The following is a 25833-nucleotide window of genomic DNA, read 5'->3' on the forward strand; positions in this document are numbered from 1 at the left end:
ACCATCCCCACCACCAGCCCCGCGAAGCCGGTGTTGAAGGCGCCGATCATGAGCAGGGTCAGCAGGCCGAGCATCCCCATCGCCGCGGCCGCGCCGAGGCCCAGGATCCACCTGCGGGTGTTCGTGTTGGCGTGCATCGAAGTCTCCTGAACTGCGGAGCGGCTGCGGGGGTGGCGAGAGGTCGTGCGGAACCGCCGAAGGGAGACGGAAGATAACCGCGCGGGCGCCGCTTCCGGAAGCGGCGGCCGGTCCTACGGCTCCGGGGCGGGGGAGACCTGCTTCCGCGCCTCCTCCAGCGCGTCCCAGGGGAGCATGGCGCACTTGACGCGGCGCGGGAGCTTGGCGACGCCGGAGAGGGCGCGCAGGTCGCCCAGCACCCTGTCGCGCGCGGCGTCGGCGTCGCCGTGGATCATGTCGCGGAAGCGGGCCAGGAGCGGCTCCGCCTCGCCGAAGCTCTTCCCCACGATCATCTGCGTCATCATCGACGCCGAGGCCTGCGAGATGGCGCACCCCTGGCCCTGGAAGCGCGCGTCCTCGATCACCCCGTCCTTCACCCGGAGCTGCAGGACGATGTCGTCGCCGCAGGTGGGGTTGCGCATGGTGACCACCGCGTCGGGCGCGTCCAGGTCGCCCCGGCGCGGCGCGTGGCGGTAGTGCTTGAGGATCACTTCCTGGTACAGCGCTTCGAGCGGGAGGCTCATGCGGTGCTCACGTCGCGGGCGAGGGTCGGCGCGGGACCTCCCTCAGAATGGCACCGCCCGGGAGTCCGGCGCCAGTCCCCGGACGCCGCGCCCGGGTCAGTAGCCGAAGAGGGCGCGCGCCCGGTGCAGCCCCTCCACCAGGCGGTCGACGTCGTCGGCGCCGGTGTAGAGGTAGAACGAGGCGCGCGCGGTGGCCGGCAGGCACATGCGGCGCATCAGCGGCTGGCAGCAGTGGTGGCCGGCGCGCACCGCCACCCCCTCCTGGTCCAGGATGGTGGCGATGTCGTGCGGGTGCACGTCGGCCAGCGAGAAGCTCACCACCCCGGAGCGCTCGGCGACGTCGCGCGGGCCGTGCACGGCCAGGTCCGGCACCTCGGCCAGGCGCTCCAGGGCGTACGCCATCAGGTGCCGCTCGTGCGCCATGACGGCGTCGCGGCCGACGGCGCCCAGGTAGTCGGCCGCCGCGCCCAGGCCCACGGCGCCCGCGATGTGCGGGGTGCCCGCCTCGAACTTCATCGGCAGGGGCGCGTAGGTGGAGCGCTCCAGCTCCACCACGTCGATCATGTCGCCGCCGCCGTGGAAGGGCGGCATCGCCTCCAGCAGCGCGCGCCGCCCCCACAGCCCGCCGATTCCCGTGGGCCCGCACATCTTGTGGCCGCTGAACGCGTAGAAGTCGGCTCCCAGGCTGGGCACGTCCACCGGCAGGTGCGGCGCGGACTGGGCCCCGTCGACCACCATGAGCGCCCCCGCGGCGTGCGCCCGCGCGGCGATCTCGGAGACGGGGTTCACCGTCCCCAGCGCGTTGGAGACGTGGGAGACGGAGACCAGCTTCGTGCGCTCGGTCAGCAGGTCGTCCACCTGCGCCAGGTCCAGGCGCCCCTGCCCGTCGATGTCCAGGAAGCGCAGCCTGGCGCCCGTGCGCTGGGCCAGGATCTGCCAGGGGACCAGGTTTGAGTGGTGCTCCAGCACGGAGAGGAGGATCTCGTCGCCCGCGCGGACGTTCTCCAGCCCCCAGGAGTAGGCGATGAGGTTCAGCGCCTCGGTGGTCCCCCGCGTCCACACCAGCTCGCCCTCGTCGGCGATGCCCATGAGGCGGGCCACCTTGCCGCGCGCCTGTTCGTACGCCTCGGTGGCGCGGTGCGACAGCTCGTGCACGCCGCGGTGGACGTTGGCGTTGTCGCGCCGGTAGAAGCGGTCGACGGCCTCGATCACCTGACGCGGCTTCTGCGTGGAGGCGGCGTTGTCGAGATAGACCAGCCGCTTCCCGTTCACCTCCTGGTCGAGGATCGGGAAGTCGGCGCGGATGCGCTCCACGTCGAGCGGGGTGGCGGCGGCGGGAAGGGTCGAGACGCTCATGCAACCTCTTTCGCGAATCGCCCCGCCGTGGCGGGATTGGCCGGGGCGAATGAATTCGCTGCAACGACGACACGAAGTCCGCCTGCGCGGACTGCCGGCTTCGGCTCGGACGCGGGGGACGGTGCGCGCACCGGGCTCCCGGCGTGCACCCGGCCTTGCCGATCCTTCACGGCAGGTCCACCCACACGTCGGGGCCGATCACCCTGGCCGGGTAGACGGGGACCGAGCGCGTGGCCGGGGGGCAGAGGGGCTCGCCGGTGCGCAGGTCGAAGGCGGCGCCGTGCCACTCGCAGGTGACGGTGCACGAGGCGGCGTCCACCTCGCCGAGCGAGAGGGGGAAGTCGCGGTGGCTGCAGTTGTCGGCGAAGGCGTACACCTGGCCGTCCACGCGCGCCACCGCGATGCGCCGCCCCGCCGCCTCCACTCCCAGCGCCCCGCCCTCCGGAAGCTCCGCGAGCCGGGCCACGCGCACGAACGCCACCCGAGCGCCGCTAGCCCTGGCGCGCCAGCTTCCGCTCGACGGCGCTGAGCAGCTCCTGGCGCGCCCCCTCCAGCGGGAGCTGCTCCAGCACCTCGCCGAAGAAGCCGAACACCACCAGCCGCACCGCCTCGCCCTTGGGGATGCCGCGGCTGCGCAGGTAGAAGACCTCCTCCTCGTCCAGCTGCCCCACCGTGGCCGCGTGCGAGCAGCGCACGTCGTCGGCCTGGATCTCCAGATTGGGGAGCGAGTCGGCGCGCGCCTGCGCCGAGAGCACCAGGTTGCGGTTGGTCTGGTACGCGTCGGTGCGCTGCGCCTTCGGGTGCACGCGGATGAGCCCCCTGAACACCGAGCGCGCCTCGTCGTCCAGCGCGCCCTTGAAGAGCAGGTTGCTGGAGGCGTGCGGGGCCACGTGGTCCTGCAGCGTCTCGTGGTCGAAGTGCTGGTCGCCGTGGGCGATGTAGAGCCCCAGCATGTCCACGTGCGAGCCCGGCTGCCGGAGCGCGCAGCGCACGTCGGCGCGCGAGAAGTCGCCGCCCAGCGTGGTGTACAGCGTGGTGATCCGGGCGTCGCGCCCCGCCTGGAGCCGGTCGGTCTGCAGGTGCACCACGCCGCGGCCGAAGCGCTGCACGGCCACGTAGGTCACCTGCGCGCCCTCGTCGGCGAAGATCTCGGCGCCGGAGACGTGCAGCGCCCCGCGCCCGAAGTCGTCCGAGGCCAGCTCGTCGACGAAGGAGACCTGCGCGCCGCTCTCGGCCACCACCAGCGTGCGCCCGAACACGGCGCTGCCCCCCTCGCCGATCCAGCGCCAGGCGCGGAGCGGCAGCTCCACGCGCACGTCCCTGGGCACGTACACGAAGACGCCGCCCGTCCAGTACGCCTCGGCCATGGCGGCGAACTTCCCGGCGTCGGGGGTGAGCGCCGTCCCCAGGAAGCGCCGCACCAGCTCGGGGCGCTCGCGCGCCGCGCTCTCCAGCGAGGTGAAGACGACGCCCTGCGCCGCCAGCTCCTCCGGCACCTCGCGCCAGACCACCGACGCGTCCACCTGCGCCAGCCGCGCCGAGGCCTCGCCCGCGTCCCGGATCAGCGCGGCGAGCCCGGCGGGGAGCGCGTCGCCGGAGTCGACCGGCGCCCGCTCCTCGGCGAACGAATAGGCATCGAAGCGCAGCGCCTTCCCCAGCTTCTGCCAGGAGTAGCGCCAGTCCTCGTCGCTCCTCGCGGGCATCGGCGCGGCGGCGAAGGCGTCGTGCGCGGCCAGGCGCGCCTCGCGCAGCCAGTCCGCCTCCACCTTGCGCGTGGCCAGGATCTCCACCTGGTCGCGGGTGAAGACCCCCGTCGCCGGCGCGGCCGCAGTCGTCGTATCGCTCACGGTCTTTCGTTCCGAATCGAGAAAGTGCCCAGTGCCTAGTGCCCAGTGCCCAGGAACCGCGATGTGTTACTGGGCACTTGGGACTGGGCACCGGGCACTGCCGTTCACCCTACGCTGCCTTCCATCTCCAGCTCGATCAGGCGGTTCAGCTCCACCGCGTACTCCAGCGGCAGCTCCTTGGCGATCGGCTCGATGAAGCCGCGCACCACCATGGTGGCCGCCTCGTCCTCGGAGAGGCCGCGGCTCATCAGGTAGAAGAGCTGCTCGTCTCCGATCTTGCTGACCGTGGCCTCGTGGCCGATCTGCGCGTGCTCGTCCTGGATCTCGATGTACGGGTAGGTGTCGGTGCGCGCCTCCTCGTCCAGCAGCAGCGCGTCGCACTCCACGTTGCTCTTGGCGAACTTGGCCCCCGGGTTCACCTGCAGCAGCCCCCGGTACGAGCTGCGCCCCGAGCCCCGCGAGATCGACTTGCTGACGATGCGCGACGAGGTGTGCGGCGCGTTGTGGATCACCTTCCCGCCCGCGTCCTGGTGCTGCCCCGGGCCGGCGTACGCGATCGAGAGCACCTCGCCGCGCGCGCCCTCGCCGTTCAGGTAGCACGAGGGGTACTTCATGGTCAACTTCGACCCCAGGTTGCCGTCCACCCACTCCATGGTGGCGTCCTTCCCGACCACCGCGCGCTGGGTGACCAGGTTGTAGACGTTGTGCGACCAGTTCTGGATGGTGGTGTAGCGCATCCGGCCGCCGTCCTTGACGATGATCTCGATGACGCCGGAGTGGAACGAGTCCTTGGAGTACGAGGGAGCGGTGCACCCCTCGATGTACTGCACCTGGGCGCCCTCCTCCACGATGATCAGCGTGCGCTCGAACTGCCCCATGCTCTCCGCGTTGATGCGGAAGTACGCCTGCAGCGGCATGTCGAGCTTGACCCCCTTGGGCACGTAGACGAAGGAGCCGCCCGACCACACGGCCGTGTTCACCGCCGCGAACAGGTTGTCGCGGAAGGGGACCACCGTGCCGAAGTGCTGGCGGACCAGGTCCTCGTGCTCCTTGAGCCCGTCGTCCATCCCCTTGAAGATGACGCCCTGCTCCTCCCACTCCTTGCGCAGCGAGTGGTAGACCACCTCGCTCTCGTACTGCGCCCCCGCGCCGGCCAGGATGCGCCGCTCCTGCTCGGGGATGCCCAGGCGCTCGAAGGTGTTCTTGATGGTCTCGGGGACCTCGTCCCAGGTGCGGCCCACCCGCTCCGAGGGGCGGATGTAGAAGTAGATCTCGTCGAAGTCGAGCCCCGAGATGTCGCCGCCCCAGGTGGGCCACGGGCGCTTCTGCGCGTGCTTGAGCGCCTTCAGCCGCAGGTCGAGCATCCACTGCGGCTCGCCCTTGTGCTCGGAGATCTGCCGCACGATCTCCTCGTCGAGCCCCTTGCGGCTCTTGAAGACGTAGTCTTCCTCGTCGCGGAAGCCGTACTTGTACTGGTCGAGGCCGAGCTCGGCGACGTCCGGGTTGTAAGGCATGGTGCCTTCTCCTTTGAATCCTCGTAGGGCGGAGCCGGTAGTGCTTAGTCCTTAGTGGGTTAGTCCTTGGTGCTTGACTGAAGGTACTAAGACACTAAGGACTAAGCACTCAGGACTATACCTCCGCCGTCTCCCGCAGCCAGTCGTACCCGCGCTCCTCCAGCTCCAGCGCCAGGTCGGCGCCGCCGGAGCGGATGATGCGCCCGTCCACCATCACGTGCACCCGGTCGGGGACGATGTAGTTGAGCATCCGCTGGTAGTGCGTGATCAGCAGGACGGCCATTTCGGGCCGTTCGGCCTTGATCTTGTTGATCCCCGCGGTTACGATCTTCAGGGCGTCGATGTCGAGCCCCGAGTCGGTCTCGTCCATCACCGCCAGCACCGGCTCGAGCATGGCGAGCTGCAGGATCTCGTTGCGCTTCTTCTCGCCGCCCGAGAAGCCCTCGTTCACCGAGCGGAGCGCGAACGCCGGGTCCATGTCCAGCATCTCCATCCGCGCCTCGAGCTCCTCCTGGAAGTCGAACACGTCGACCTCTTCGCCGCGTTTGGCCGACAGCGCCGTGCGCATGAAGTTGGCGACCGACACGCCCGGGATCTCCACCGGGTACTGGAACGCCAGGAAGATCCCCGCGCGGGCGCGCTCGTCGGGCTCCATGTCCAGCACGCTCTCGCCCCGGAAGAGGATGTCGCCGTCGGTCACCTCGTAGGCCGGGTGTCCCGAGACCACCTTCGACAGCGTGCTCTTCCCGGAGCCGTTCGGCCCCATGATGGCGTGGATCTCCCCCTCGTTCAGCTCCAGGTCCACTCCCTTCAGGATCTCCGTCCCCTCTTCGGCGATCTCCGCGTGGAGGTCGGTGATCTTGAGCAGCGGTTCGGCCATCGACTGTCTCTCCGTCTTCGTCTCGGGCCGGCTCCGGGCCGGCCGCGCTGGGTTCGTGCGTGGTGGAGCCCCGTTTCTACCCCGGCGGAGCGCTTCCGCTCCCCCGGAAGGGACTTTTCAAGAATGATTCTCCATATCAACCGGCAACCTACTGGCCGTGGGAGCGTACGTCAAGCACGGCCGGCGCGCGGCGGCGGGGTCGCAAGAAGCGTGCGGGGGAGAGCGCACGCAAGCTGGCTCGGTACATGCGTTTACACGGCACGTGGACGGCAGTCCGAACCGATGGGGGCGTAATGGCGATGGACCGCATCCGGGCAGCCTCCGAGCCCCGCGGCACGGTGCTGGTGCTGGGGGGCGGGGGAATGAAGGGCGTGGCGCACATCGGCGTCTGGAAGGCGCTGGAGGAGGCCGGCGTGCGCGTGGACGCCGTGATGGGGTGCAGCATCGGCGCCCTGATCGGCGCGTCGCTGGCCGGCGGCTCGGGGTGGCGCGAGTTGGCCAAGGTGGCGCGCGCCCTCACCAAGGACGACATCGTCTCCATCAACCGGCGCGCGGTGTGGATGGGCGGGGTGCGCGAGGAGGCGGTCTTCGACGGCGACCATTACCGCGAGTGGATCCGCCGGACCCTGCCGCTGAAGAGCTTCGCCGAGGCGCGCCTGCCGGTGCGGGTGAACGCGGTCTCGCTGGTCTCCGGCAAGGAGGTGTGGTTCGGCACCGGCGCCCGCGACGACGTGCCGCCGGTGGACGCGGTCTACGCGAGCTGCGCCATCCCCATCTACTTCCCCCCCGCGCGCCTGGGTGGCGACGTGCTGGTGGACGGCGGCGTGCTGGACGTGCTCCCGGTGCGGGCGGCCGCGGAATGGGGGGCGGAGCGGATCGTGGCCGTGGACGTGGGCTCGGAGATGGTGCCGCCCGACGACGGGTACTTCGAGCGGGGGATGATCGCCATCCACGACCGGGTGCTCACGCTGAACCTGAACGAGCAGCGCAACCGCTGCCTGGAGCGCCTGGACGAGGGCCCGCCGGTGGTCTACATCCGCCCCCGCATCGGCCACCTGGGCGGGTGGGACTTCGACCGCACACAGTTCTTCCTGGAGGAGGGCTACCGCGCCGCCCGCGAGGCGCTCCGGAGCGCGGCGGAGGCAGCCTGAAAGTGCGAAGTGCGAAGTGCGAAGTGCGAAGCGCCGCCCGGCGGGAGTCTCGTCGGGCGGCGTCTCGTATTCGCCCTTCGATGGGCCGTCGTTTCCCACGATGATGTCATCCCGAGGGGCGCGGTAGCGACCCGAGGGATCTACCCGGCCGGTGCTGGTGGCTGGCGATTCGCGCAGACGCCTGCCGCCACGCCGTGTTCAACTCCGGAATGTCTCACGCAGAGCAGAGTCGGCAGAGGAAAGCGTTGTTCTCTGCTGGCTCTGCTGCTCTGCGTGATCCAGTTCTTTTACCGCTGGATCGGCCGGGCCGGGGCCTAGCGCTTCCCCGGCGGGTTCTTGGCGGGCGGCGCCGGGGCGGGGGCCGGCGTGGGCGCGGGCGGCGGGGCCGGCGGGGTGATCGCCGGGCGGTCGGCCGGGTTCATCGCCGCGTGGTAGGCCGTGTAGAGGAGCATCAGGCGCTGGGTGCTCTCGGGCTGGGCGCGGGAGAGCAGGGTGATGATCTCGTCGCGCTGCGCGAGGACGCCCTGGAGCGCCTGGCGCCGACTCGCGTCCTCCACCTCGCCCACGCTCCCCTGCAGCTCGCCGAAGAAGTCGGCCATGAGTTGGCGGGAGCGCTCGTAGTTGCTGCGCAGGCTCTCGGTGAGCGCGGCGCCCAGGCGCCCCTCCAACCGCGCCATGCGCAGCTCGTGCCGTGTGTCGCGCAGCTCCTCGCCCCGCCGGTTGGCGCGCGACCACTGCGGGAGGAAGCCGAGGAGGAAGACCACGAGCGCCGCCAGCACGGCGAGGCCGATGAGCTTGGGACGGTCGATGTCCATGGAGGATCGGGGTGGCGGGAGCGCAAGAAACTTCGGTCGGCGCTGGATGATGGCGCGCGGCGGAGTGGGGCCGCAAGCCCGGCGTTCGGGCCGCCCCGGCGCACCCGGAAGGGACGGGCCCGACGGCGCCAATTCCCCGCTTCGGCCGCTCTACGGCTAAGTCCGTGGCGCGTCGCGGCTTGACACTGCCGAAAACTACGTTTACCATCCAGTATCCCCGCGTGAACGGGGCCGGCGGCGCCGTCCGGCTTCCGCCGCCCCAGCACCGCAGAGGCGCGCCCTTGGAAGCGCTGCGGACGTCCCCCTCTCCCGAGGACAACGGTCTCCGCCCCGCGCCGGGTCTCGACCCGGGCGCTCCCGCCTGGCCGCGCGCCGCCGCCGGTGCTCTCGCGCACCGCACTCCCCCGTGGGCCCGGCTCGCCTCCGCGCGCGGCCCCGCGATCCCCAGCGTTCCCGTGGCGGGCCGGCCCTCCGGCGTCCGCCGGACGCGGCGGGTGGCTCCCGCCACTTCTCCCTACCCGCAGGAGGTACCTCATGGACCAGGAGACCCCTCGCACGCAGGCTAACCCCGGCGCGCAGCAGCCCGGCGGACCTTCCCCCGTACAGTACGTGCCCGCTCCCGTCACCGGCCAGCCCGACCTGGTGAAGCGCGGGATCGCGCTGTTCATCGACTGCGTGATCGCAGGCGTGGCATACGGCGCCTTCGTCTTCGTCGGGATCATCGCGGCGTTCGCCTCGGGATTCGTGAGCAGCCTGATCGTCTCGGTGGGTGCAGCGGCCGCCGCCGCCGTCATCCTCCTGCGCGACGTCGCGCTGCAGGGCCGCTCGCCGGGCAAGAAGGTGCTGGGGCTGGCCGTGGTGACCAGCAGCGGCGGCCCGATCACGGCCACCGAGTCGATCAAGCGCAACCTGCCCCTCGCCGTCGGCTTTGCGGGCGGCGCGCTGGGCTTCGTCCCGATCCTGGGGGCGTTCGTCGGGTTCGCGGCCAGCCTGGCGCAGCTCGGGCTCTTCGTGTACGAGATCTACCTGATCGCGAACAACCAGCAGCGCCTGGGCGACCAGCTCGCCGGCACGCAGGTGGTCTTCCAGGGCCAGCCGGCCATCGCCCTCTGATCGCTCTCCGAAGACGGTCTGCGGAAGCGCAGCGGGGCCGCGCCCACGCCGGGAGCGGCCCCGCTCTTCTTTCCGCATCGCCCCTGTCCTACCCGACCTCCTCCCCGCCCAGCGCGCGCTGGCGGGCGCGGGCCTCGCGGTAGGCGCGGCGGAACACCCGCCAGAGCGGCTCGCGCGGCGGCGCCGGCTCGTCGCCCTCGGGGAGCACCTCCACCAGCGGCATGTCGTCGCTGCCGGGGACGATGCGGTACTCGGCGTCGACCACGGGCCCGTCGATCTCCCGCGCCCCGCAGTCCGCCCCGCCCCGCTCCAGCGAGCGGCGCAGCTCGTCCACCAGCGTGCCGGCGAAGGTGCCGCCCGCGCCCAGCACCACCCAGAGCGGCACGCCCACCGCCCCGCCGAGCGCCGCGATCCCCGCCCCCTGCCCGCCGACCGCCGCCGCCGCGAGCCCCGCGGCGCCGATCCCCAGCCGCGCGGCCCAGGTGCGGTCCCGCCAGGCCAGGTCGTACAGCAGCCGCCCGGTGACGCGGACCATCGGCGCCAGGACGCGCCCCGTCTCCTCCAGCCGCACGGCCAGGATCGCCTTGCGCAGCGCGGACGCCTCCGTCCGGCGGATGCTGATCAGCGCCTCGGCCCATGCGGCAAGCGCCCGGCGGTCGGCCTCGGGGAGCCGGCAGGCGGCGCGGACGAGCGTCTGCTCGGCCTCGGACGGCGCGGGGGTCGCCCGCGGCGCCGTCTCGCCGCCCGGCGGCGGGGTGGGGTGGGGCGCGTCCATGGCTCGCCTCCGGAAAAGGGATCGCCGTCACCGACGTACGAGAGATGGTAATCGGAAGATCCGGTGTCCGGGAAGCCTCTTCTACCAACTCGCTTAGGGTCGTTCGGGATCAAGATCCATAACTGAACGTCTCACACGGAGGAAACGGAGTTAACGGAGAACTACGGGGGTTCTCTGCTGACTCCGTTGACTCCGTTGACTCCGTTGACTCCGTTGACTCCGTGTGAGGCTTTTCGTCGGAAGTGCGTCGGGAGGGAAGATCAGGCGCCGCCGACCTCGCGGCGCCAGAGGGCGTCGGCGACGTGGTCCACGCCCTCCTTCAGGTGGCGGCGGAAGGAGCTGAAGGAGATGTACAGGCGCTGGGCGGCGCGCTCCTGGCTGGGGGCGGGCTCGAAGCAGGCGTGGTGCAGCGCGTCGTAGAACTTCCGGAGCTTCGGCGCCTCGCGCAGCGGCTCGGCGGCCTCGCGCAGGAGCGCCTGCAGCGCGCCCACCCGCTCGGCCTCGGACGACTCCGCGCCCGCGCGCTCCACCACGATCCGCGAGCGCAGCAGCGGGCTGGAGCGCAGCTCGCGCGGCTTCGCGTAGCACTTGAGCGCCTCGTGCACCGCGTCGGCGAACTCGCGCTCGCCCAGCACCGCCACGCGCTCCCGGGGCGAGGGCGCGGCCGGCGCGGCCTCGCCCTCGGGCGGCGCCAGGCCGGTCTCGCGCTTCGCCAGGATGTCCAGCCAGATCATCGGCGGCACGGCGCGCCAGTCGTGGCAGAAGACGGTGTAGCGGCGCCCGCCCACCTCGAAGTCGCCGCCGGGGACGGTGAAGAGGTCCACGTAGGCGAAGAACGGCGTCCAGAACTCCGCGTCGGCCAGGGGGAAGAAGGAATAGGCCAGCCCCGGCGTGGTCAGGTAGTGCTGCGCGGCCTTCAGGAACACCAGGCTCTGGATGGCGGAGACCGACTGGTACCCGTCGGCCGCCATCCAGAAGCGGAAGTAGGTGGCCCGCTCGCCGCGGCGCAGCGGCGCCGCCCGGCGCAGGTGGCCGAGCGCCGCGCGGACGGCGGGGTCGGGCGCCGCGTCCTCGTCCGTCACCTCCTCCAGCCGCAGCATGCTCATGAAGCCCGCCGCCTCCTGGTGCGTGCCGCGGAACACCAGCACCCCCTCGGGCTGGCGGGCGAACCAGTGCTCCGCCAGCCGCGCCGACTCCTCGCCCTCGTGGCGCGCCACCATCTCGCCGAGCGCCGCCCAGTCCTCGCGCCGCGGGGGGTACGGCACCGTGGTGCCCGTCTCGGCCCAGTCGATGAACGGCTTGACGACGGGGTTGTCGCGGTGGAGGTACATGTAGTCGGCCAGCACCCGCTGCTGCTCGCCGCCGCGCGTCTCGGCCAGGCGGCGGGCGTAGTAGGCGCGCGCCCGGGCGTGCAGCTCGGCGAAGCGCTCGGGGTTGCGCCAGCGCAGGTCGGCCGAGAGGGCGTCGCGCGCCAGGTCGTGCGGGAAGAGCCCCAGCGGCCCCGAGTCCACGAACGAGAGCGAGCGCAGCCACTCGAAGTGCTCGTGCGCGTCGTCCACGCCCAGCACCTCGGCCAGGAGCGGCTCGGCCACCGCCTTGAGCAGCGCGCACGCCTCCAGCGCGGTGCGGTGCTCGGGGCTCGGCACCTTCTGCACGAAGCGCTCGAGGAGGACGCGGATCACGTCGGGCGCCTCGCCGGGCTGGAACGCCTGCCCGGGGCGCTGCTCCAGCACGTCGGCCACCAGGGTCAGCGCCAGCGGGTGCCCGTGGGTGAAGTCGAGCACCGCCTGGTGCTGCTCGGGCGGCACCTCGCGCCGCTCCAGGTACGCGCGCACCTCGCCCGGGCCCAGGTTGCGCAGGTTCACCGTGCGCACCAGCGACTGCCACTCGGTGCGCCACGCCGGCGCCGGGGCCTCGCGCCCGGCGAAGACGGTGATCACCTGCTCGGGGAGCTGCGGGAGGAGCTCCTCGCGCAGCCACTGGTCCAGCGGGCGCAGCAGCTCGTAGGTGTCGACCAGGATCACCTGCTTCCCCGGCCGCGCGGCCACGGCGTCCACGGGCGGCACCTCGGCGGGGGCGCCCATCGCCTGCCCCAGCGCGCCCAGGAAGGCGTCGGGGGCGGGCTCCACGTTGCGCGCGTCCAGGTACCAGGCGGGGATGCGCTCCTGCTCGCACGCGGCCAGGAACTCGCGCAGCAGCGTGGTCTTCCCCACGCCGCCGGGGCCGCACACGTGCAGCACGTTGAAGGGGGGCTGGGGGGCCGAGAGGGCGGCGCGGAAGAGGGTCCGCTCGTCTTCCCGCCCCACGAACCGCCGGCGCCGCAGCGCGCTCAGCCGGTCCGCCAGTCGCGAGGACATCTGGGGGGTTGCTCCTGCGGGAGGCATGGAGGAGCCTGCCGACCACGGATGATGCTGTCCGCCCGCGCGAAGCGCAACTGAGACGTGCGAGCGTAGCAGGGCGGAGCCCCGGCGCTCCGGACGTACAGGTACGCCTCGTGACGGCGGGTGGATTTGCGCGACGAGGAACTGCGAATTCAATTTCACTGCGTGTTTGGGCGTGTCCCCCTGAAGGGGGCCGGGCTGCGCGCGCGGTAGGGCACGATACGACTGTGCCCAACCGCGCCGGGCCACCGCCGCCACGATACCCCCTGTGGCGGCGGCGTCCCGGCCCTCCGGGCGCGCATCCCTCACGCGGGCGATCCGTGCACCACCCTATCGGCCCGCGGAGAACGCCACACCCGCCTGTCAAAATGCGTGGGGCGGAGACGTTCATCCATCGCGGCCTTCCACGCGTCCGCCGGGGCAGCGGACCGGCGCCACGCCCATCACCCCGCCCACGGAGAAGCCGATGAACACCCGCCACGCGGCCATGCTCGCGCCGATGCTGACAATCCTCGCGACATTCCCGCTCGGCGCGCAGGAGGGCTGCTCCGTCGCGCCGGCGGACACGGTGCCGATGCGGATCGCGCTCACCCTGCCGGGGCCGCCCGAGCGCGCGGCCGAGCTGGTCGCGCGGGCGCTGCGCGACCAGGAGTACCGCGTGCCCGAGCCCCCGCGCGGTGCCGGGACGTGGGCGGCCGCGCCGCGGCACACCTGGCCCCGGGGGATGGAGACCGCGCCGTGGCACCGCGAGCAGCACCCGGGCGTGCAGGTCTCGGGCGAGATCCGGCCCCGGGGCGACTCCAGCGAGGTGACGCTCGCCGCACGCACGCTCTGCGATCTGAGGCCCGAAGACGCGCGCCTCCCCACCAGCGCCGAGAGCATGACCGAGCGGATGTCGGCGCTGGAGCTGCTGACGGCGCTCGTGCGGCGCGCCGGCCCGGACCGGCGGCTGGTGCGGCTGCGCCTGGACATGCCGCCGCAGCTGGGCGCCCTGGCGCTGGCGGGGGCGCACGAGTACCCGGACCCGTCGCTCGGCACGCAGCTCCGCTACCGCGGCCCCGACCGCGTGGACGCCGACGTCTACGTCTACCCCGGCCCGCCCGCCTTCGCGCGCTGCACCCCGTCGTGCGGCGAAGCGCAGGTGCTGAAGGAGCTCGCCGACTTCATGCTGGCGCTCCCCGCGCTCACGCGGGCGCGGCACGGGGAGCAGAGCATCCTGAACCTGCGCGAGACCGAGGTCCTCCGCCCCGACTCCGCCGACCGCTGGGTGGCCGGCCGGCACCAGACCTGGGCCGTCCGCAGCCAAGTGCTGAACAATCAGGTGCTCGACTCGCACATCTACCTCGCCGCCTATCCCGGCTACATGCTGAAGGTGCGCAGCACCTTCCCCGGCACCCCCGAGCGCACCGCGGCGCTCCGCGCCTTCATGGACGAGCTGCTCGACGCCGTCGGCCGTGCGGTTCCCGCCCCGCCGCCCGCGCCGCCCCCTCCGGCCCGGGCGTCGCTGCGCTGACCGGAACGACGAAGCGCCCTGGGCGACCGCGGCCCGGGGCGCTTGGCGTCGACGCTTCGAGAGGCCGCCCGCGGGTCGGGCGATCCTCGGCATCGGCCCTTCCCGGCAGCCCTCGAGCGTCTGGAGGAACTGCGCGCCCGTGGCCCCGTCGATCACCCGGTGGTCGCAGCTCGTGGTGACGCGCATCCGCGGGCGGACGGCCATGTTCCCTCCTCGTCCACCCACCACCTTCGGCCGACGGCACCCACCATCCGGATCGTCAGGCGCCCCGGACCTCGAAGCTCTCGTACGGCGCCTGCGCGATGTCGTCCCAGGGCGCCACCCGCGGCTCCACGATCGTCTCCACCACCGTCCACTCGTCGCGCTCGAAGTCCGGCTCGCCGCCGAAGAGCCCGGGCGGCTCGCCGTGGAGCGGATCGCCCCCGTTCTCCTCCACCTCGCCCTCCACCTCCCACCAGCTCCGCACGCACCGGCCGTCCGCGAACACCATGAAGCCGCAGGCGCCGGTGGTCCCCTCAGCGAACCAGAAGACCGCCTCGCCGCCCTGCGATGCGCGCTCCACCCCCTGGCGCAGCGCGTCGAAGTCCGGCCACTCCAGCGTGATCCACCCCCACAGCACGCGCCAGCCGTTGGCGAGCGAGAGCACGGCTACCGTGCCCTCGCTTCCCTTGCGCATGAACGGCTGCACGGAGGAGGGCGCGAGCTCCGCCGAGGCGGGAACGCCCCCCACCTGGTGGAGGAGCGCGCGGGAGTCGAGCTCGCGGGGCGTGCGGACGGCGACGGCGCCGTAGCGGTCGGACACGGGGGAGCTCCGGAGGAGATGGGTGGACGGGCTGGATTTCGGGAGTGGTGCGCGGTGGGGACCGGCGGTGCGGGCGGCGGAAGCGGGGCGGGCGCGGTCCGCACCAGGACCGCGCCCGCCTCGGCGCGTCAGGCGATCATCAGCATCGGCTCTTCCAGGTAGCCCTTGAGCGTCTGGAGGAACTGCGCGCCCGTGGCCCCGTCGATCACCCGGTGGTCGCAGCTCATGGTCACGCGCATCCGCTGGCGGACGGCCATGTTCCCCTCCTCGTCCACCACCACCTTGGGGCCGATGGCGCCCACCGCCAGGATCGCCGCCTCGGGCGGGTTGATCACGCCGGTGAACTCCTCGATCCCGTACATCCCCAGGTTCGAGATGGAGAAGGTGGAGCCCGTGTACTGCTCGGGCTTGAGCTTCTTCTCCCGCGCCAGGCCCGCCAGCTCCTTCACCTCGCGGGCGATCTCGGTGACGCCCTTGCGGTCGGCGTCGCGCACCACGGGGGTGATCAGCCCCTCCTCCACCGCCACCGCCACGCCCACGTGCACCGCGTCGTACATGCGCACCTGGCTCTCCTGCCACGACGCGTTCACCCAGGGGTGCCTCCGGAGCGCCGCGGCCGCCGCCTTGATGATCAGGTCGTTGGGCGAGACCTTCACCCCCTGGTCGGCGAAGCGCTCGTTGATCCGGCCGCGCAGCCGCATCGCCTCGCCCATGTCGACCTCGATGGTGAGGAAGAAGTGCGGCACGGGACCGAGCGACTGCACCAGCCGCTTCGCGATGGTCTTGCGCATCGGCGAGAGCGGCTGGTCGTGGTACTGGGCCCCCGCCGCGGGCGGGGCCGCCGGCGCCGCGGCCGCGGGGGGAGCACCCGCCTCGGCCGCCGGAGCGGACGGCTGCACCGGCGCGCCGCCCGCCTTCACCGCCGCCTCGATGTCGCGCTTGATGATGCGCCCGCCGGGGCCGGAGCCCTGCACGTCGCCGATCTGCATCCCCGCCTCGGCCGCCAGCCGCCGCGCCAGGGGCGAGGCCTTCACCCGCCCGTTGCCGCCGCCCGCGCCCGCCTCGGCGCCCTGTCCGGCCTGGACGACCGACGGCTGGCCCTCCTTCGTCCCCGCCTGCGTCTTCGCGTCGGGGGTGGGTGTCGGCGCCGCGCCGGCGGGCGTGGCCTCGGCCGGGGTGCCGCGCTCGGCCTGGTCCTGCTCCGTCTGCCCGGCGGCGGCCACCGCGGCGGCCCCCTTCCCCACCTCGCCGCCCGACGCCACGGCCTCGGCCTTCTGCTGCTGCGGCGCCTCGGCGGTGGAAGGCGCCTGCGACGCGACGGCCTCGCCCCCGCCCGCCACGTCGGAGACGTCCTCGTCGGCCCCGGCGATCACGGCGATCACGGTGCCCACGTTCGCCGTGTCGCCCTCGCCCAGCAGGCGCTTGCGCAGCACGCCCGAGCCGCGCGCCACCAGCTCCATGGTGGCCTTGTCGGTCTCCACCTCGGCCAGGACGTCGCCCTCCTTGACCTCGTCGCCCTCGTTCTTGAGCCACGACGCCAGGCGCCCCTCCTCCATCGTGGGCGAGAGCGCTTCCATGTAGACTTTGGTCGCCATTTCCCGTTCCGCTGCGGGAGTCGTTTAGTCCTTAGTGCTTTAGTCCTTAAGTCCTTAGTCCTGAGCGCCAGGCGCCGAGTGCGAGTGAGCCCTAACGCACTAAGGACTCAGGACTTAGGACTTAGGACTATCTGTACAGCACCCGGTTCACCTTCTCCACCACCAGCTCCGCGCTGGGCTTGGCCGCCCGCTCCAGCCCCTTGGCGTAGGGCATGGGGACGTCGGCCTGGGTGACGCGGAGCACGGGGGCGTCCAGGTGGTCGAAGGCCTCCTCCTGGATCAGCGCGGCCACCGTGGCGGTCACCCCGGCGAAGGGCCACCCCTCCTCCAGCAGCACCACGCGGTTGGTCTTCGCCACCGTGGCCAGGATCGCGTCCACGTCCAGCGGGCGTAAGCTGCGCAGGTCCAGCACCTCGGCGTCCACGCCGTCCTTCTCCAGCTTCGCCGCGGCCTGCAGCGCCACGTGGATCATCTTCCCGTGGGTGATGATGGAGACGTCGCTTCCCTGGCGCTTCACCTCGGCCACGCCCAGCGGGATCACGAAGTCGTCGCCGTCGGGGACCTCGCCCTTGAGGTTGTAGAGCATCTCGCCCTCGAAGACGCACACCGGGTCGTCGTCGCGGATGGCGGCCTTGAGCAGCCCCTTGGCGTCGGCCGGGGTGCCGGGGACCACCACCTTGAGCCCGGGGAAGTGCGCGTTGCTGGCCTCCAGCGCCTGCGAGTGCTGCGCGGCCAGCTGGAGCGCCGCGCCCGTGGGGCCGCGGAAGGTGATCGGGATCTTGAACTGCCCGCCGCTCATGGAGAGCATCTTGGCGGCCGAGTTGAAGATCTGGTCGTACGCCAGGATGGCGAAGTTCCAGGTCATGAACTCGATCACCGGCCTGAGGCCCGTCATCGCCGCGCCCACCCCGAGCCCCGCGAACCCCAGCTCGGTGATCGGCGTGTCGACCACCCGCATCTCCCCGAAGCGGTCCAGCAGCCCCTTCGACACCTTGTAGGCGCCGTTGTAGACGCCGACCTCCTCGCCCATCAGGAAGACGTCGGGGTCGCGCTCCATCTCCTCCGCCAGCGCCGCGTTCAGCGCCTCGCGATACGTGATTACGGCCATAGTGCGTCGGTGCGCAGGTTCAAGTGCCCAGTGCCCAGTGCCCAGTGCCCAGGAACTTCAACCGCCCAGCGATTTCCGCAGCGCGATGAGCATCCGGGTGATCTCGGTGCAGGACTCCAGCAAGGCAATGCAATCTCTCTCGTTGACGTATCCCAGCTCCCGTGCCAGGTGCACCTGGCTCCGGACTTCGCCTGCCGAGCCTCGCGCGATGCTCACGAACCGCGCGAACTCCGCCCGGCTGTTCCGCTCGAACCCTTCGGCGATGTTCGACATCACGGAGACAGCGGCTCGCTGGATCTGATCGCGCAGGCCGAAGTCTCTCGCGAACGGTCCCGACCCTGTCACCCGGTAGATCTCCACGCATAACCGCTTGGCCTTTTGCCAGGCCAGAAGCTCCTCAAACCGAGCAACCGCCACCAAGCCTCCTGGGCACTGGGCACTGGGCACTGCCGCTCAGCGCCTCCCGTCGAAGTACAGGCGGCCGTTGACGTTCTCGTTGGCGTAGATCTCCGTGTAGAGCTCGGCGACGTCGGGCTCGGGGCTCTTCTCGGCGAACTCGGCGGCCTCCTCGGAGATCTTCTTCACCTCCTCGTCCATCTTCTCCAGCTCGTCCTGCTGCAGGATACCGGCGCGGGCGAGCAGGTCGGCGTAGATGCGGATCGGGTCCTTCGCCTTCTCGGCCTCCACGTCCTCCTTGGTGCGGTAGACGCCCGAGACGGGGTCCGACATCGAGTGGCCCACGAAGCGGTAGGTGCGCGCCTCGATCAGCGTGGGACCCTCGCCGCGGCGGGCGCGGTCGTGCGCCTCCTTCGCCACGCGGTACATGTCGAGCACGTCCATCCCGTCGGCCACCGCGCTCGGCATGGCGTAGGCGCTGGCCTTCTGCCAGATGTCGTAGAGGCTGGCCGCGCGCTCCCAGGCGGTGCCCATCCCGAAGCGGTTGTTCTCCACGATCAGCACCAGCGGCAGCTTCCAGAGCGCCGCCATGTTCAGCGACTCGTGGAAGGCGCCCTGGTTCACCGCGGCCTCGCCGCAGTACACCTGCATCACGCGGTCTTCCTGGCGGTACTTGATCTTCCACGCCACGCCCAGCGCCAGCGGGATCTGGCCGCCCACGATGCCGTGCCCGCCCAGGTAGTTGTGCTCGGCGCTGAACATGTGCATCGAGCCGCCCTTCCCCTTGCTGCACCCGTCGGCGCGGCCGTACAGCTCGGCCATCACCGCGCCGGGGCTGATGCCCACCTGCAGCGCGTGCGCGTGCTCGCGGTAGGCGGTCATCACGTAGTCGTCCTTGCGCAGCGCGTGGATGGCGCCGGTGGCCACCGCCTCCTGCCCGATGTACAGGTGGCAGAACCCGCCGATCTTCCCCAGCGCGTAGCTCTCGGCCGCCTTCTCCTCGAAACGCCGCGCCAGCAGCATGTCCCACATCATCTGCCGGAGCTGCTCCCTGGGCAGCCCCTGCAGGCGCTCCTCGTCGGAGAGCTCCGGCTTCTCCTCCTGCTGCCAGGCGCGGTCGGGCGCGGGGGACTCGCCCTTGCTCTCGTCCTCGCGCGGCCCGTGCGCTTCGGCGCGCGCCTCGGCCTGGGCCTGGTCTTCGGGCGCCTCGGTCCCGGCGGTCTGCGCCCCCGCCTGAGCCTGGTCCTCGGGCGCTTCGGTCTCGACGGTATGGGTCCGCTCTTCAGCCATGTTCTCTATCTCTCGAACCGGGGACTGCTCGGGTTCGGGGGGACGGCCGGGCGCGGGTTCCGGCCGGCTTCGGTTCCTGCAGAACGCCCGCGTAGATGTCGGCGAGCGGGACGGCGCATCCGATGGAATCCAGCCGCAGGACCGCCTCCGTGCCCTGCAGCGGGAGCAAGGAATGCCACTCGCCGTCCGGACCGCGGCGGTGCACCTCGACGACGGGGGAAGACTGCGACACGAACACGATTTCCTGCAGCGACTCCACGCGGCGGTACGCCGCGAACTTCCAGCCGCGGTCCTTCTTCTCCGTCGTGCGGGAGAGCACCTCGACGACTGCGGTCGGGTTCACCAGGACGTCGACTTCCGCGTCCTGATAGATCGCCCTGCCGCATACGACCACCACGTCGGGATACACGTACCTGCGCCCCGCGTCGAGCTGCACCCGCATGTCGTGCGCGTGCAGCTCGCATCCGCGCCCGGCGAGCTGGTTCCCGAGCAGCCGCATCAGGGCGGTGCAGATCAGGCTGTGGGGACGCGAAGCGCCGCCCATCGCCTCGATCTCGCCGTCGTTGTACTCGCGCTTGTACTCGGCCGCGCGCTCGCGCACGAGGTACGCCTGCGGCGAGAGGCGGTACGGCTTCGGCTCAGGGGTCGTCGGCTCGTCGGTCGTGGTCGACACGGGCGGTTCGCCTCCGGACGGGGTCACAGGCTCCCGATCTGCACCAGCTTCGGCCGCGCGGGCGGCGCGCCGGCGAAGGCGGCGCGGGCGGCGGCCTCGGCGTCGTCGATCACCACGGGCGAGTCCGGGTCGGCCTCCAGGATCTCGGTGATGCGGCCGGGGCCGTCGGGGTCCACCGTGCGCGCCTGCTCCCGGGCGTGGTACGACGAGCGCACCAGCGGCCCGCTCTCCACGTGCCCGAAGCCCAGCTCCCGCTCGCCGATCTCCTTCCAGCGGCGGAACTCGTCGGGCGTCACCCAGCGATCCAGCGGCACGTGGTGCTCCGAGGGGCGCAGGTACTGGCCGAGCGTGAGGATGTCCACCGACGCCTCGCGCAGGTCGCGCATCGACTGGAAGATCTCGTCCTCGGTCTCGCCCATCCCCAGGATGATGGCGCTCTTGGTGAGCTGCGCCGGGTTCAGCCGCTTGACCGCCCCCAGCAGCGAGATGCTGCGCCAGTAGCGCCCGCCCGGGCGGATCCACCTCGAGAGCCGCTCCACGGTGTCGATGTTGTGCGCCAGGATCTCGGGGCGCGACTCCACCACCCTGGCCAGCGCCGCCTCGTCCCCCTTGAAGTCGGGGATCAGCACCTCCACGGTGCACCCCGGCACGCGCTCGTGCACCTGGCGGATCGTCTCGGCGTAGATCGCCGCGCCGCCGTCGGCGAGCTCGTCGCGGTTCACCGAGGTGATCACCGCGTGCTCCAGCCCCATGGCGGCCACCGAGTCGGCCACGCGGCGGGGCTCGTCCCGGTCCAGCTCCGTGGGCATCCCGTGCGCCACCGCGCAGTACTTGCACGCGCGGGTGCACACGTCGCCCAGGATCATGAAGGTGGCCGTGCCGCTCTCCCAGCACTCGCCGATGTTGGGGCAGTGGGCCTCCTCGCACACGGTGTGGAGGCCCTGCGAGCGCATGAGCTGCTGCAGCCGCAGGTAGTTGGGTCCGCCGGGGGCGCGCACCTTCAGCCACTCGGGCTTGCGCGCGCGGTGCGACACCCCCTCCCAGCCCTCGGGCCGGGGGAGGTTCACCGTCCCCTTGCTCTTCACGATCCCCGTGTCCTTCCCCTGCGGCGCGTAGCCGGCGGGGGAGGGAGCCTCGGGTGCCTGCGTGCTCATATCTGCCGTCTCCCCGTCCGGGCGGCTCGTCCCGCCCGCGGATGGTCCCTCGTCCGTTTCGGCCGCGGACGCGGGAGCGCAAGTCGAATCCGGACCCGCACATCGCGTTCCGCGCCCGTGTCTGCCGAGCGCGGGAAGTTACCCCCCGTTCACCCGTGAAGCAACTTCGCGGCGGTGCGAGGGAGGCGCGTGGCGCTCCGGTCCGGCTTGATACCGAGCCCGAGCGAACCCGTTCGCGCACCTCGTCCCCCCGGCGCTCCGCACTTCGCACTTCGCACCGCGGTTTGGGCGTGTCCCTCCGCTACGCTCCGGGCCGGGCTGCGCGCGCCGTAGGGCACGATACCACTGTGCCCAACGGCGCCGGGCCCGCGTCGGCCGAAACTGCCCGGCCGCCACGGTCCCGGCCCTGTCGGGCGCGCATCCCTCACGCGGGTCCTCTCCAGCGAAAAGACGACGGGGCCGCGGAAGGTTCCGCGGCCCCGTCGTCTGGTCGGAGCGGATCGTTCGCCCCGCGGACCTCACGCCGCCGCCGGCAGCTCCTCGTCGTCGCAGCCGAAGTCGAGCGAGCGGAAGACGGCGAACAGCTCCGGGTCGATGGTGCGCCCCGCCTCCGACGCCATGACCTCCAGCGTGTGCCGGTGCGAGAAGCCGCGCCGGTACGGCCGGTCCGTCGAGAGCGCGTCGTAGATGTCGGCCACGCACAGGATGCGCGCCGAAAGCGGGATCTCCTCGCCCGCGAGCCCCGCCGGGTAGCCGCCGCCGTCCCACGCCTCGTGGTGGTGGCGCACCATAGGCCGGATGTCCCAGGGAAACTCGATCTCCTCGATCAGCGCCACGCCCGCCTCGGGGTGGCGCTGCATCACCTCGCGCTCCTCGTCGGTGAGCGGGCCCGCCTTGTTCAGGATCTCGGGCGGCACCACGATCTTCCCCACGTCGTGCAGCAGCGCGCCCATGCGGAACCAGAAGAGCGTCTTCTCGTCCATCCCCACCGCCCGCGCCAGGGCGCAGGCGCGGTCGGCCACCCGCTCGCAGTGGCCCTGCGTGTAGCGGTCGGCCGACTCGATCGACTGGCCCCAGAGGGTGACGATGTGCAGGAAGGTCTCCTCCAGCTCCGCCAGGCGGGCGTCCACGTCGGCCAGGTCGCGCCGCGCCTGCAGGCGCGAGAAGAGGCGGTGCGAGCGGTTGAGCTCCTGCAGCGTCTCGCGGTGCTCGTGCCGGCACCAGTGCAGCGCGGCCAGCTCGCGCGCCGCCTCGGCACCCAGCAGCAGGTCGCCGCGCTCGTCCGCGATCTGCGCCGCCGAGCGCAGGTGGCGCTCGGCCGCCGCCCAGTCGCCCGTCTCGCGCGCCACCATGCCGAAGTGCTTGTGCGTCTCGCCCAGCGCCGACGGGTCGCCCACCGCGCGGGCCAGCGCGTACGCCGCCTCGCACGCGTGCCGCGCCTCGTCCCAGCGCCGCTGCGCGATCAGCAGCTCGGTGCGGTTGCCCTCCACCCGGGCCTGCGTGGCCGCGTCGCCCAGCGCCACGCACAGCCCCACCGCATCGCGGTAGGCGCGCTCCGCCGCCCGCCAGCGGCGCAGATCGGTGTAGAGCATCCCCAGGTTGTTGAGCACGTGGGCGGCGTAGAGGTCCTGCCCCAGCGCCCGGTGCCCGGCCAGGGAGGCCCGGTAGCGCTTGAGCGCCGCCCGGTAGTCGCCCCGGATGTTGGCCACGATGCCGATGTTCTGCTCCAGCATCGCCAGGAGCCGCGCCTCGCCGGCGGCCGCGGCGGGCCCGAGCGCGCGCAGGTAGAGCGCCTCGGCCGCCTCCAGCTCGCCCTTCTCGCGCGCGATGTTGCCCTGCAGGTTCAGCGCGTGCGCCACGCCGGCCTGGTCGCCGCACGCCTCGGCCATCGCCAGCGCGGCGGCCGCGGAGTCGGCGGCCGCGCCCGCGTCGCCGTCGTCCAGGTGGCAGCGGGCGATCCAGCGCAGCAGCCCGCAGGCGAGCGCGCGGTCGCCCCCGGGCCCCAGCGCGTGCAGCGCGCGCTCGTACAGCTCGCACGCCTCGGCGCGGCGGCCGTCGCGCTCGGCGGCCTGGCCGTCGGCGACCAGCACGGTGACCGCGGCGGCGGTAGTCGGGCGGGATGCGGGGTGGGTCTTTCGCATGGTGTGTCGGTCTTGCGTTGGGTCAGACGAGTGCGTCCTCGGCGTTGTTCGTCGCGCCGTCGGACCGCGGGCGGCCGGCGCGCGCGGAGCCCTCGTTCCGGCCGGCGCGGCGTGCCGCCGCGTCTCCGGGAGAGGGCCCCGCGCTCGAAGCCTACGCCGCCAGGGCGGCCAGGCGCGTCTCCACGTCGGCGGCGTCGGCGCGGGCCCCCAGCTGGCGGAAGCGGCTGAGCGCTCCGTCCCACGCCTCGCGGGCGCGGTGGGCCTCGCCGTAGCGGCGCCACACCTCCCCCGTCTCGCGCAGCACCTCGGCCAGGAGCAGCGGGTCGCCCACCGGCTCGGCCAGCTCGCGCGCCCGGTCCAGCGCCGAGAGCGCGTCTCCCAGCCTCCCCCGCCGCTCGTCGACCACGGCGCGGATGCGCAGCGCCTCGGCCATGCGCACGGGGTCGCCGCGGCGCTGCGCCAGGGCGTACGCCCACACGCACCCCACCTCGGCGTCTTCCAGCCGCCCCGCCCCGATGCGCGCCTGGGCCCGGTTGGCCTCCAGGATCCCCTCCACGGCGCTCGCCTTGCGCGAGCGCGCCAGGGCGATCCCCCGGGCGTAGACCTCCTCGGCGCGGTCGTGCTCGCCCAGCCGGCCGTGCAGGATGCCCATGCTGTTGAGCACCTCGCAGCAGCCGCACTCGTCCTCCGCGGCCTCGAACGCCTTCAGGCTCTCCCGCCAGCAGCGGAGCGCATCCTCGTGGTCGCCGCGGATGTCGGCCACGATCCCGCGGTTGTGCTGCACCATCGCCAGCAGCCGGTTCTCGCCCTCCTGCGCGGCCAGCCGCGCCGCCTCTCGGAAGAACTCCTCGGCCCCGTCCAGGCTCCCGCGCCGCTGGGCAAGAATCGCCAGGCAGTTGTATCCGTGCGCCCGCGCGGTCACGTGCCCCGCGCGCTCGGCCGCGTCCATGCTCCGCTGGTACCACCGCTCCGCCTCGCCCAGGCTGCCCCGCTCGCGGTGGACGGTGCCCGTCCAGCGCAGCACGTCGGCCAGCAGGGGCGGGGGCGGCTCGCCCGCCAGGAGGCCCCGGGCCTCCTCGTAGAGCCGGAGGGCGTCGTCCGGCTCACCCCGCTGCTCGGCCGCCCGGCCCTCCTCCGCCAGGCGCCTCGCTTCGGTGATCGGCTCGCTCATCGTTCGTCGCGTTCCAAGGTTTCCGTTTCCCGGCGCGCACCCCGCGCGCCGGCCCCATGCCCCGGCTCTAGCGGCCGGGCGGGGGCGGTTCGATGGGAACGCGGTTCCCGGACGAGCTGATGTAGCCTCCCCGGAACCCGGTGGTGACCAGGTATCCCGAGAAGTGCTGCACCGACCACTTCATCTTCCGTGCGTTGACGTCCACCGCGCTGGGCATCGTCTCCTCGATGCGCGCGGTGCCGTTGAAGTTCAGGTACGTCCAGTCCGGGTAGTAGGCGCCCTGCATCGACTGCATGAGCCCCGGGTTCCGGTACGCCTCGGTCCAGAAGAGGTCCTGCTGCATCTCCACCGAGTCCTGGAACACCAGCCCGTGCGGGTAGAACAGGTACGCCACGTCGGGCCCCGGCAGCGCCACCACCCAGATCTGCGTGGGCTGCGCCAGCGCGCCCGGCCAGAACTTGATCTTGAAGCCCACCTTGTGGTCGGCGAACTTCAGCTCGCCGCCCGCGGGGCCGATCACCCCGCTGAGCACCTGATAGCCGTCCAGCGGGTTGCGGCGCTGCAGGACGTTCACCTCGGCCGGCGGGTCGTAGGTCTCGAGCCGCGGCCCCGCGGGCCCGTCGAGCGCCGCGCCGGTCGGCGCCGCGAGGTCGCCGCAGCCGAACGCGCCCGCCACCATGAACGCCAGCGCCGAACCGGTGCAGATCAATCCCCTTCTCATGCCGTCCTCCGTGCTGTGAGTCGGTTGCCGCGTTGAGCCGGTTCAGCGGTCGAACGTGGGGACGCGGTTGCCGGAGGAGCTGATGTAGCCGCCGCGGAACCCGGTGGAGGACAGGTAGCCCGAGAAGTGGTGGATGTTGAACTTCATCCTCCACCCGTTCACGTCCACCACGGTGGGGCGGGTCTCCTTGATCCGCGCGGTGCCGTTGCCCAGGTAGGTGACGTCGGGGAAGTAGGCGCCCTCCAGCGCGTCGCGCAGCGCCGGGTTCTGGAAGACCTCGGTGCCCTTCAGGTCCTGCGTGATCATCGGGTTGTTGTGGAACACCAGCCCCTCGGGCCCGAACACGTACGCCACGTTGCTCCCCGCCAGGGCGGTGACGGTGATCAGCGTCTTCCTTCCGCCCGCGATGGAGTTGGCCGGGAAGTCGATGCTGAAGCCCGCCTCGGGGATGGAAATGGTCCCGCCCCCGCGGTCGATGGTGGCCGAGGCGGTGTAGTCGCGCGCCAGCGGGGTGAGGCGCTGGAGCACGTTGACCTCGACGGGCGGGTCGAAGACCTCCAGGTTCGGGCCGCCGGTGGGGACGAGCTGGCCGCCGCCGGTGGGGCCGTCGGTGCAGCCCAGCATCCCTGCCGCCGCCACGATCAGCGCCGAGCCGGTGAAGAGCAGTCCGCGTCGCATTAGGTCCTCGCTGAAAGGGTTGCCGTGCACTTGTTGCCGGACGAACGACCGTTCCCGC

Annotated in this window: 23 protein-coding genes; 3 read left to right on the forward strand and 20 right to left on the reverse strand. The window is 72.3% G+C overall.

Annotation, left to right across the window (positions count from 1 at the left end):
* Positions 1 to 251: 251 nt before the first annotated feature.
* The 6 genes from VF746_09140 to sufC form a co-directional block, all read right to left on the reverse strand.
* Complete coding sequence (locus VF746_09140; protein HEX8692570.1) at positions 252 to 701, reverse strand: SUF system NifU family Fe-S cluster assembly protein; 450 nt, start codon at positions 699 to 701, stop codon at positions 252 to 254.
* Positions 702 to 797: 96 nt separating this feature from the next.
* Positions 798 to 2057, reverse strand: a complete 1260-nt coding sequence (locus tag VF746_09145) for a cysteine desulfurase (protein HEX8692571.1) — start codon at positions 2055 to 2057, stop codon at positions 798 to 800.
* A gap of 166 nt (positions 2058 to 2223) precedes the next feature.
* Positions 2224 to 2538: a non-heme iron oxygenase ferredoxin subunit gene (locus VF746_09150; protein HEX8692572.1), complete on the reverse strand. Its 315-nt coding sequence runs from the start codon at positions 2536 to 2538 to the stop codon at positions 2224 to 2226.
* 10 nt (positions 2539 to 2548) lie between these two features.
* Entirely contained in the window at positions 2549 to 3904 is a 1356-nt protein-coding gene (gene sufD, locus VF746_09155; GenBank protein HEX8692573.1) for a Fe-S cluster assembly protein SufD, read from the reverse strand.
* Positions 3905 to 4008: 104 nt separating this feature from the next.
* On the reverse strand, positions 4009 to 5418 hold the full coding sequence (gene sufB, locus VF746_09160; protein ID HEX8692574.1) for a Fe-S cluster assembly protein SufB: 1410 nt from the start codon (positions 5416 to 5418) through the stop codon (positions 4009 to 4011).
* A 115-nt stretch (positions 5419 to 5533) separates the two neighbouring features.
* Positions 5534 to 6298 carry a Fe-S cluster assembly ATPase SufC gene (sufC, locus tag VF746_09165; GenBank protein ID HEX8692575.1) on the reverse strand — a complete coding sequence of 255 codons (765 nt, stop codon included), beginning with the start codon at positions 6296 to 6298 and terminating at the stop codon, positions 5534 to 5536.
* A gap of 299 nt (positions 6299 to 6597) precedes the next feature.
* On the opposite strand from sufC, the gene VF746_09170 reads away from it, so the two are divergent.
* Complete coding sequence (locus VF746_09170; GenBank protein HEX8692576.1) at positions 6598 to 7449, forward strand: patatin-like phospholipase family protein; 852 nt, start codon at positions 6598 to 6600, stop codon at positions 7447 to 7449.
* A gap of 314 nt (positions 7450 to 7763) precedes the next feature.
* On the opposite strand, the gene VF746_09175 is transcribed toward VF746_09170, so the two are convergent.
* Positions 7764 to 8264: a hypothetical protein gene (locus tag VF746_09175; GenBank protein HEX8692577.1), complete on the reverse strand. Its 501-nt coding sequence runs from the start codon at positions 8262 to 8264 to the stop codon at positions 7764 to 7766.
* Positions 8265 to 8798: 534 nt separating this feature from the next.
* Between VF746_09175 and VF746_09180 the strand changes: the two genes are divergently transcribed.
* Positions 8799 to 9377 (forward strand): RDD family protein, encoded by a 579-nt coding sequence (locus VF746_09180; GenBank protein ID HEX8692578.1) that lies wholly within the window; start codon positions 8799 to 8801, stop codon positions 9375 to 9377.
* 88 nt (positions 9378 to 9465) lie between these two features.
* Here the strand turns inward: VF746_09180 and VF746_09185 are convergent, their stop codons facing one another.
* Positions 9466 to 10152 carry a hypothetical protein gene (locus tag VF746_09185; protein ID HEX8692579.1) on the reverse strand — a complete coding sequence of 229 codons (687 nt, stop codon included), beginning with the start codon at positions 10150 to 10152 and terminating at the stop codon, positions 9466 to 9468.
* Positions 10153 to 10412: 260 nt separating this feature from the next.
* A complete protein-coding gene (locus tag VF746_09190) occupies positions 10413 to 12509 on the reverse strand; it encodes an AAA family ATPase (protein HEX8692580.1) in 2097 nt (698 codons plus the stop codon).
* Positions 12510 to 12999: 490 nt separating this feature from the next.
* Here VF746_09190 and VF746_09195 point away from each other — a divergent pair, with 490 nt between their 5' ends.
* The gene (locus tag VF746_09195; protein HEX8692581.1) at positions 13000 to 14046 is read left to right on the forward strand and encodes a hypothetical protein; all 1047 of its coding nucleotides are present in this window, start codon (positions 13000 to 13002) and stop codon (positions 14044 to 14046) included.
* A 259-nt stretch (positions 14047 to 14305) separates the two neighbouring features.
* Here the strand turns inward: VF746_09195 and VF746_09200 are convergent, their stop codons facing one another.
* The 11 genes from VF746_09200 to VF746_09250 form a co-directional block, all read right to left on the reverse strand.
* Positions 14306 to 14848 (reverse strand): hypothetical protein, encoded by a 543-nt coding sequence (locus VF746_09200; protein HEX8692582.1) that lies wholly within the window; start codon positions 14846 to 14848, stop codon positions 14306 to 14308.
* Between the two features lie 128 nt (positions 14849 to 14976).
* Positions 14977 to 16443 carry a pyruvate dehydrogenase complex dihydrolipoamide acetyltransferase gene (locus tag VF746_09205; protein ID HEX8692583.1) on the reverse strand — a complete coding sequence of 489 codons (1467 nt, stop codon included), beginning with the start codon at positions 16441 to 16443 and terminating at the stop codon, positions 14977 to 14979.
* A 127-nt stretch (positions 16444 to 16570) separates the two neighbouring features.
* On the reverse strand, positions 16571 to 17551 hold the full coding sequence (locus VF746_09210; protein ID HEX8692584.1) for a pyruvate dehydrogenase complex E1 component subunit beta: 981 nt from the start codon (positions 17549 to 17551) through the stop codon (positions 16571 to 16573).
* Positions 17552 to 17608: 57 nt separating this feature from the next.
* Complete coding sequence (locus VF746_09215) at positions 17609 to 17968, reverse strand: four helix bundle protein (GenBank protein ID HEX8692585.1); 360 nt, start codon at positions 17966 to 17968, stop codon at positions 17609 to 17611.
* Between the two features lie 36 nt (positions 17969 to 18004).
* Positions 18005 to 19237 (reverse strand): pyruvate dehydrogenase (acetyl-transferring) E1 component subunit alpha, encoded by a 1233-nt coding sequence (gene pdhA, locus VF746_09220; protein ID HEX8692586.1) that lies wholly within the window; start codon positions 19235 to 19237, stop codon positions 18005 to 18007.
* Positions 19230 to 19910, reverse strand: coding sequence for a Uma2 family endonuclease (locus tag VF746_09225; GenBank protein ID HEX8692587.1), 681 nt, complete (start codon positions 19908 to 19910; stop codon positions 19230 to 19232). The genes pdhA and VF746_09225 overlap by 8 nt, the downstream gene beginning before the upstream one ends.
* Before the next feature lie 23 nt (positions 19911 to 19933).
* Positions 19934 to 21064, reverse strand: a complete 1131-nt coding sequence (lipA, locus tag VF746_09230; protein ID HEX8692588.1) for a lipoyl synthase — start codon at positions 21062 to 21064, stop codon at positions 19934 to 19936.
* A 518-nt stretch (positions 21065 to 21582) separates the two neighbouring features.
* A complete protein-coding gene (locus VF746_09235) occupies positions 21583 to 23205 on the reverse strand; it encodes an HD domain-containing phosphohydrolase (GenBank protein HEX8692589.1) in 1623 nt (540 codons plus the stop codon).
* Between the two features lie 151 nt (positions 23206 to 23356).
* Positions 23357 to 24376 carry a tetratricopeptide repeat protein gene (locus VF746_09240; protein HEX8692590.1) on the reverse strand — a complete coding sequence of 340 codons (1020 nt, stop codon included), beginning with the start codon at positions 24374 to 24376 and terminating at the stop codon, positions 23357 to 23359.
* A 67-nt stretch (positions 24377 to 24443) separates the two neighbouring features.
* Positions 24444 to 25097, reverse strand: coding sequence for a hypothetical protein (locus VF746_09245; GenBank protein ID HEX8692591.1), 654 nt, complete (start codon positions 25095 to 25097; stop codon positions 24444 to 24446).
* A gap of 42 nt (positions 25098 to 25139) precedes the next feature.
* Positions 25140 to 25775: a hypothetical protein gene (locus VF746_09250; protein HEX8692592.1), complete on the reverse strand. Its 636-nt coding sequence runs from the start codon at positions 25773 to 25775 to the stop codon at positions 25140 to 25142.
* Positions 25776 to 25833: the final 58 nt, after the last annotated feature.

Origin of the sequence: Longimicrobium sp. (assembly GCA_036389795.1) — a bacterium.
Taxonomy (GTDB): Bacteria; Gemmatimonadota; Gemmatimonadetes; order Longimicrobiales; family Longimicrobiaceae; genus Longimicrobium.

Bases quoted from the DNA above. Each gene is read 5' to 3' on its own strand.
- VF746_09140 (HEX8692570.1), bottom strand. From the start codon at position 701: ATGAGCCTCCCGCTCGAAGCGCTGTACCAGGAAGTGATCCTCAAGCAC.
- VF746_09145 (HEX8692571.1), bottom strand. From the start codon at position 2,057: ATGAGCGTCTCGACCCTTCCCGCCGCCGCCACCCCGCTCGACGTGGAG.
- sufB (HEX8692574.1), bottom strand. From the start codon at position 5,418: ATGCCTTACAACCCGGACGTCGCCGAGCTCGGCCTCGACCAGTACAAG.
- sufC (HEX8692575.1), bottom strand. From the start codon at position 6,298: ATGGCCGAACCGCTGCTCAAGATCACCGACCTCCACGCGGAGATCGCC.
- VF746_09170 (HEX8692576.1), top strand. From the start codon at position 6,598: ATGGACCGCATCCGGGCAGCCTCCGAGCCCCGCGGCACGGTGCTGGTG.
- VF746_09175 (HEX8692577.1), bottom strand. From the start codon at position 8,264: ATGGACATCGACCGTCCCAAGCTCATCGGCCTCGCCGTGCTGGCGGCG.
- VF746_09180 (HEX8692578.1), top strand. From the start codon at position 8,799: ATGGACCAGGAGACCCCTCGCACGCAGGCTAACCCCGGCGCGCAGCAG.
- VF746_09185 (HEX8692579.1), bottom strand. From the start codon at position 10,152: ATGGACGCGCCCCACCCCACCCCGCCGCCGGGCGGCGAGACGGCGCCG.
- VF746_09190 (HEX8692580.1), bottom strand. From the start codon at position 12,509: ATGTCCTCGCGACTGGCGGACCGGCTGAGCGCGCTGCGGCGCCGGCGG.
- VF746_09195 (HEX8692581.1), top strand. From the start codon at position 13,000: ATGAACACCCGCCACGCGGCCATGCTCGCGCCGATGCTGACAATCCTC.
- VF746_09205 (HEX8692583.1), bottom strand. From the start codon at position 16,443: ATGGCGACCAAAGTCTACATGGAAGCGCTCTCGCCCACGATGGAGGAG.
- VF746_09210 (HEX8692584.1), bottom strand. From the start codon at position 17,551: ATGGCCGTAATCACGTATCGCGAGGCGCTGAACGCGGCGCTGGCGGAG.
- pdhA (HEX8692586.1), bottom strand. From the start codon at position 19,237: ATGGCTGAAGAGCGGACCCATACCGTCGAGACCGAAGCGCCCGAGGAC.
- lipA (HEX8692588.1), bottom strand. From the start codon at position 21,064: ATGAGCACGCAGGCACCCGAGGCTCCCTCCCCCGCCGGCTACGCGCCG.
- VF746_09235 (HEX8692589.1), bottom strand. From the start codon at position 23,205: ATGCGAAAGACCCACCCCGCATCCCGCCCGACTACCGCCGCCGCGGTC.
- VF746_09240 (HEX8692590.1), bottom strand. From the start codon at position 24,376: ATGAGCGAGCCGATCACCGAAGCGAGGCGCCTGGCGGAGGAGGGCCGG.
- VF746_09245 (HEX8692591.1), bottom strand. From the start codon at position 25,097: ATGAGAAGGGGATTGATCTGCACCGGTTCGGCGCTGGCGTTCATGGTG.
- VF746_09250 (HEX8692592.1), bottom strand. From the start codon at position 25,775: ATGCGACGCGGACTGCTCTTCACCGGCTCGGCGCTGATCGTGGCGGCG.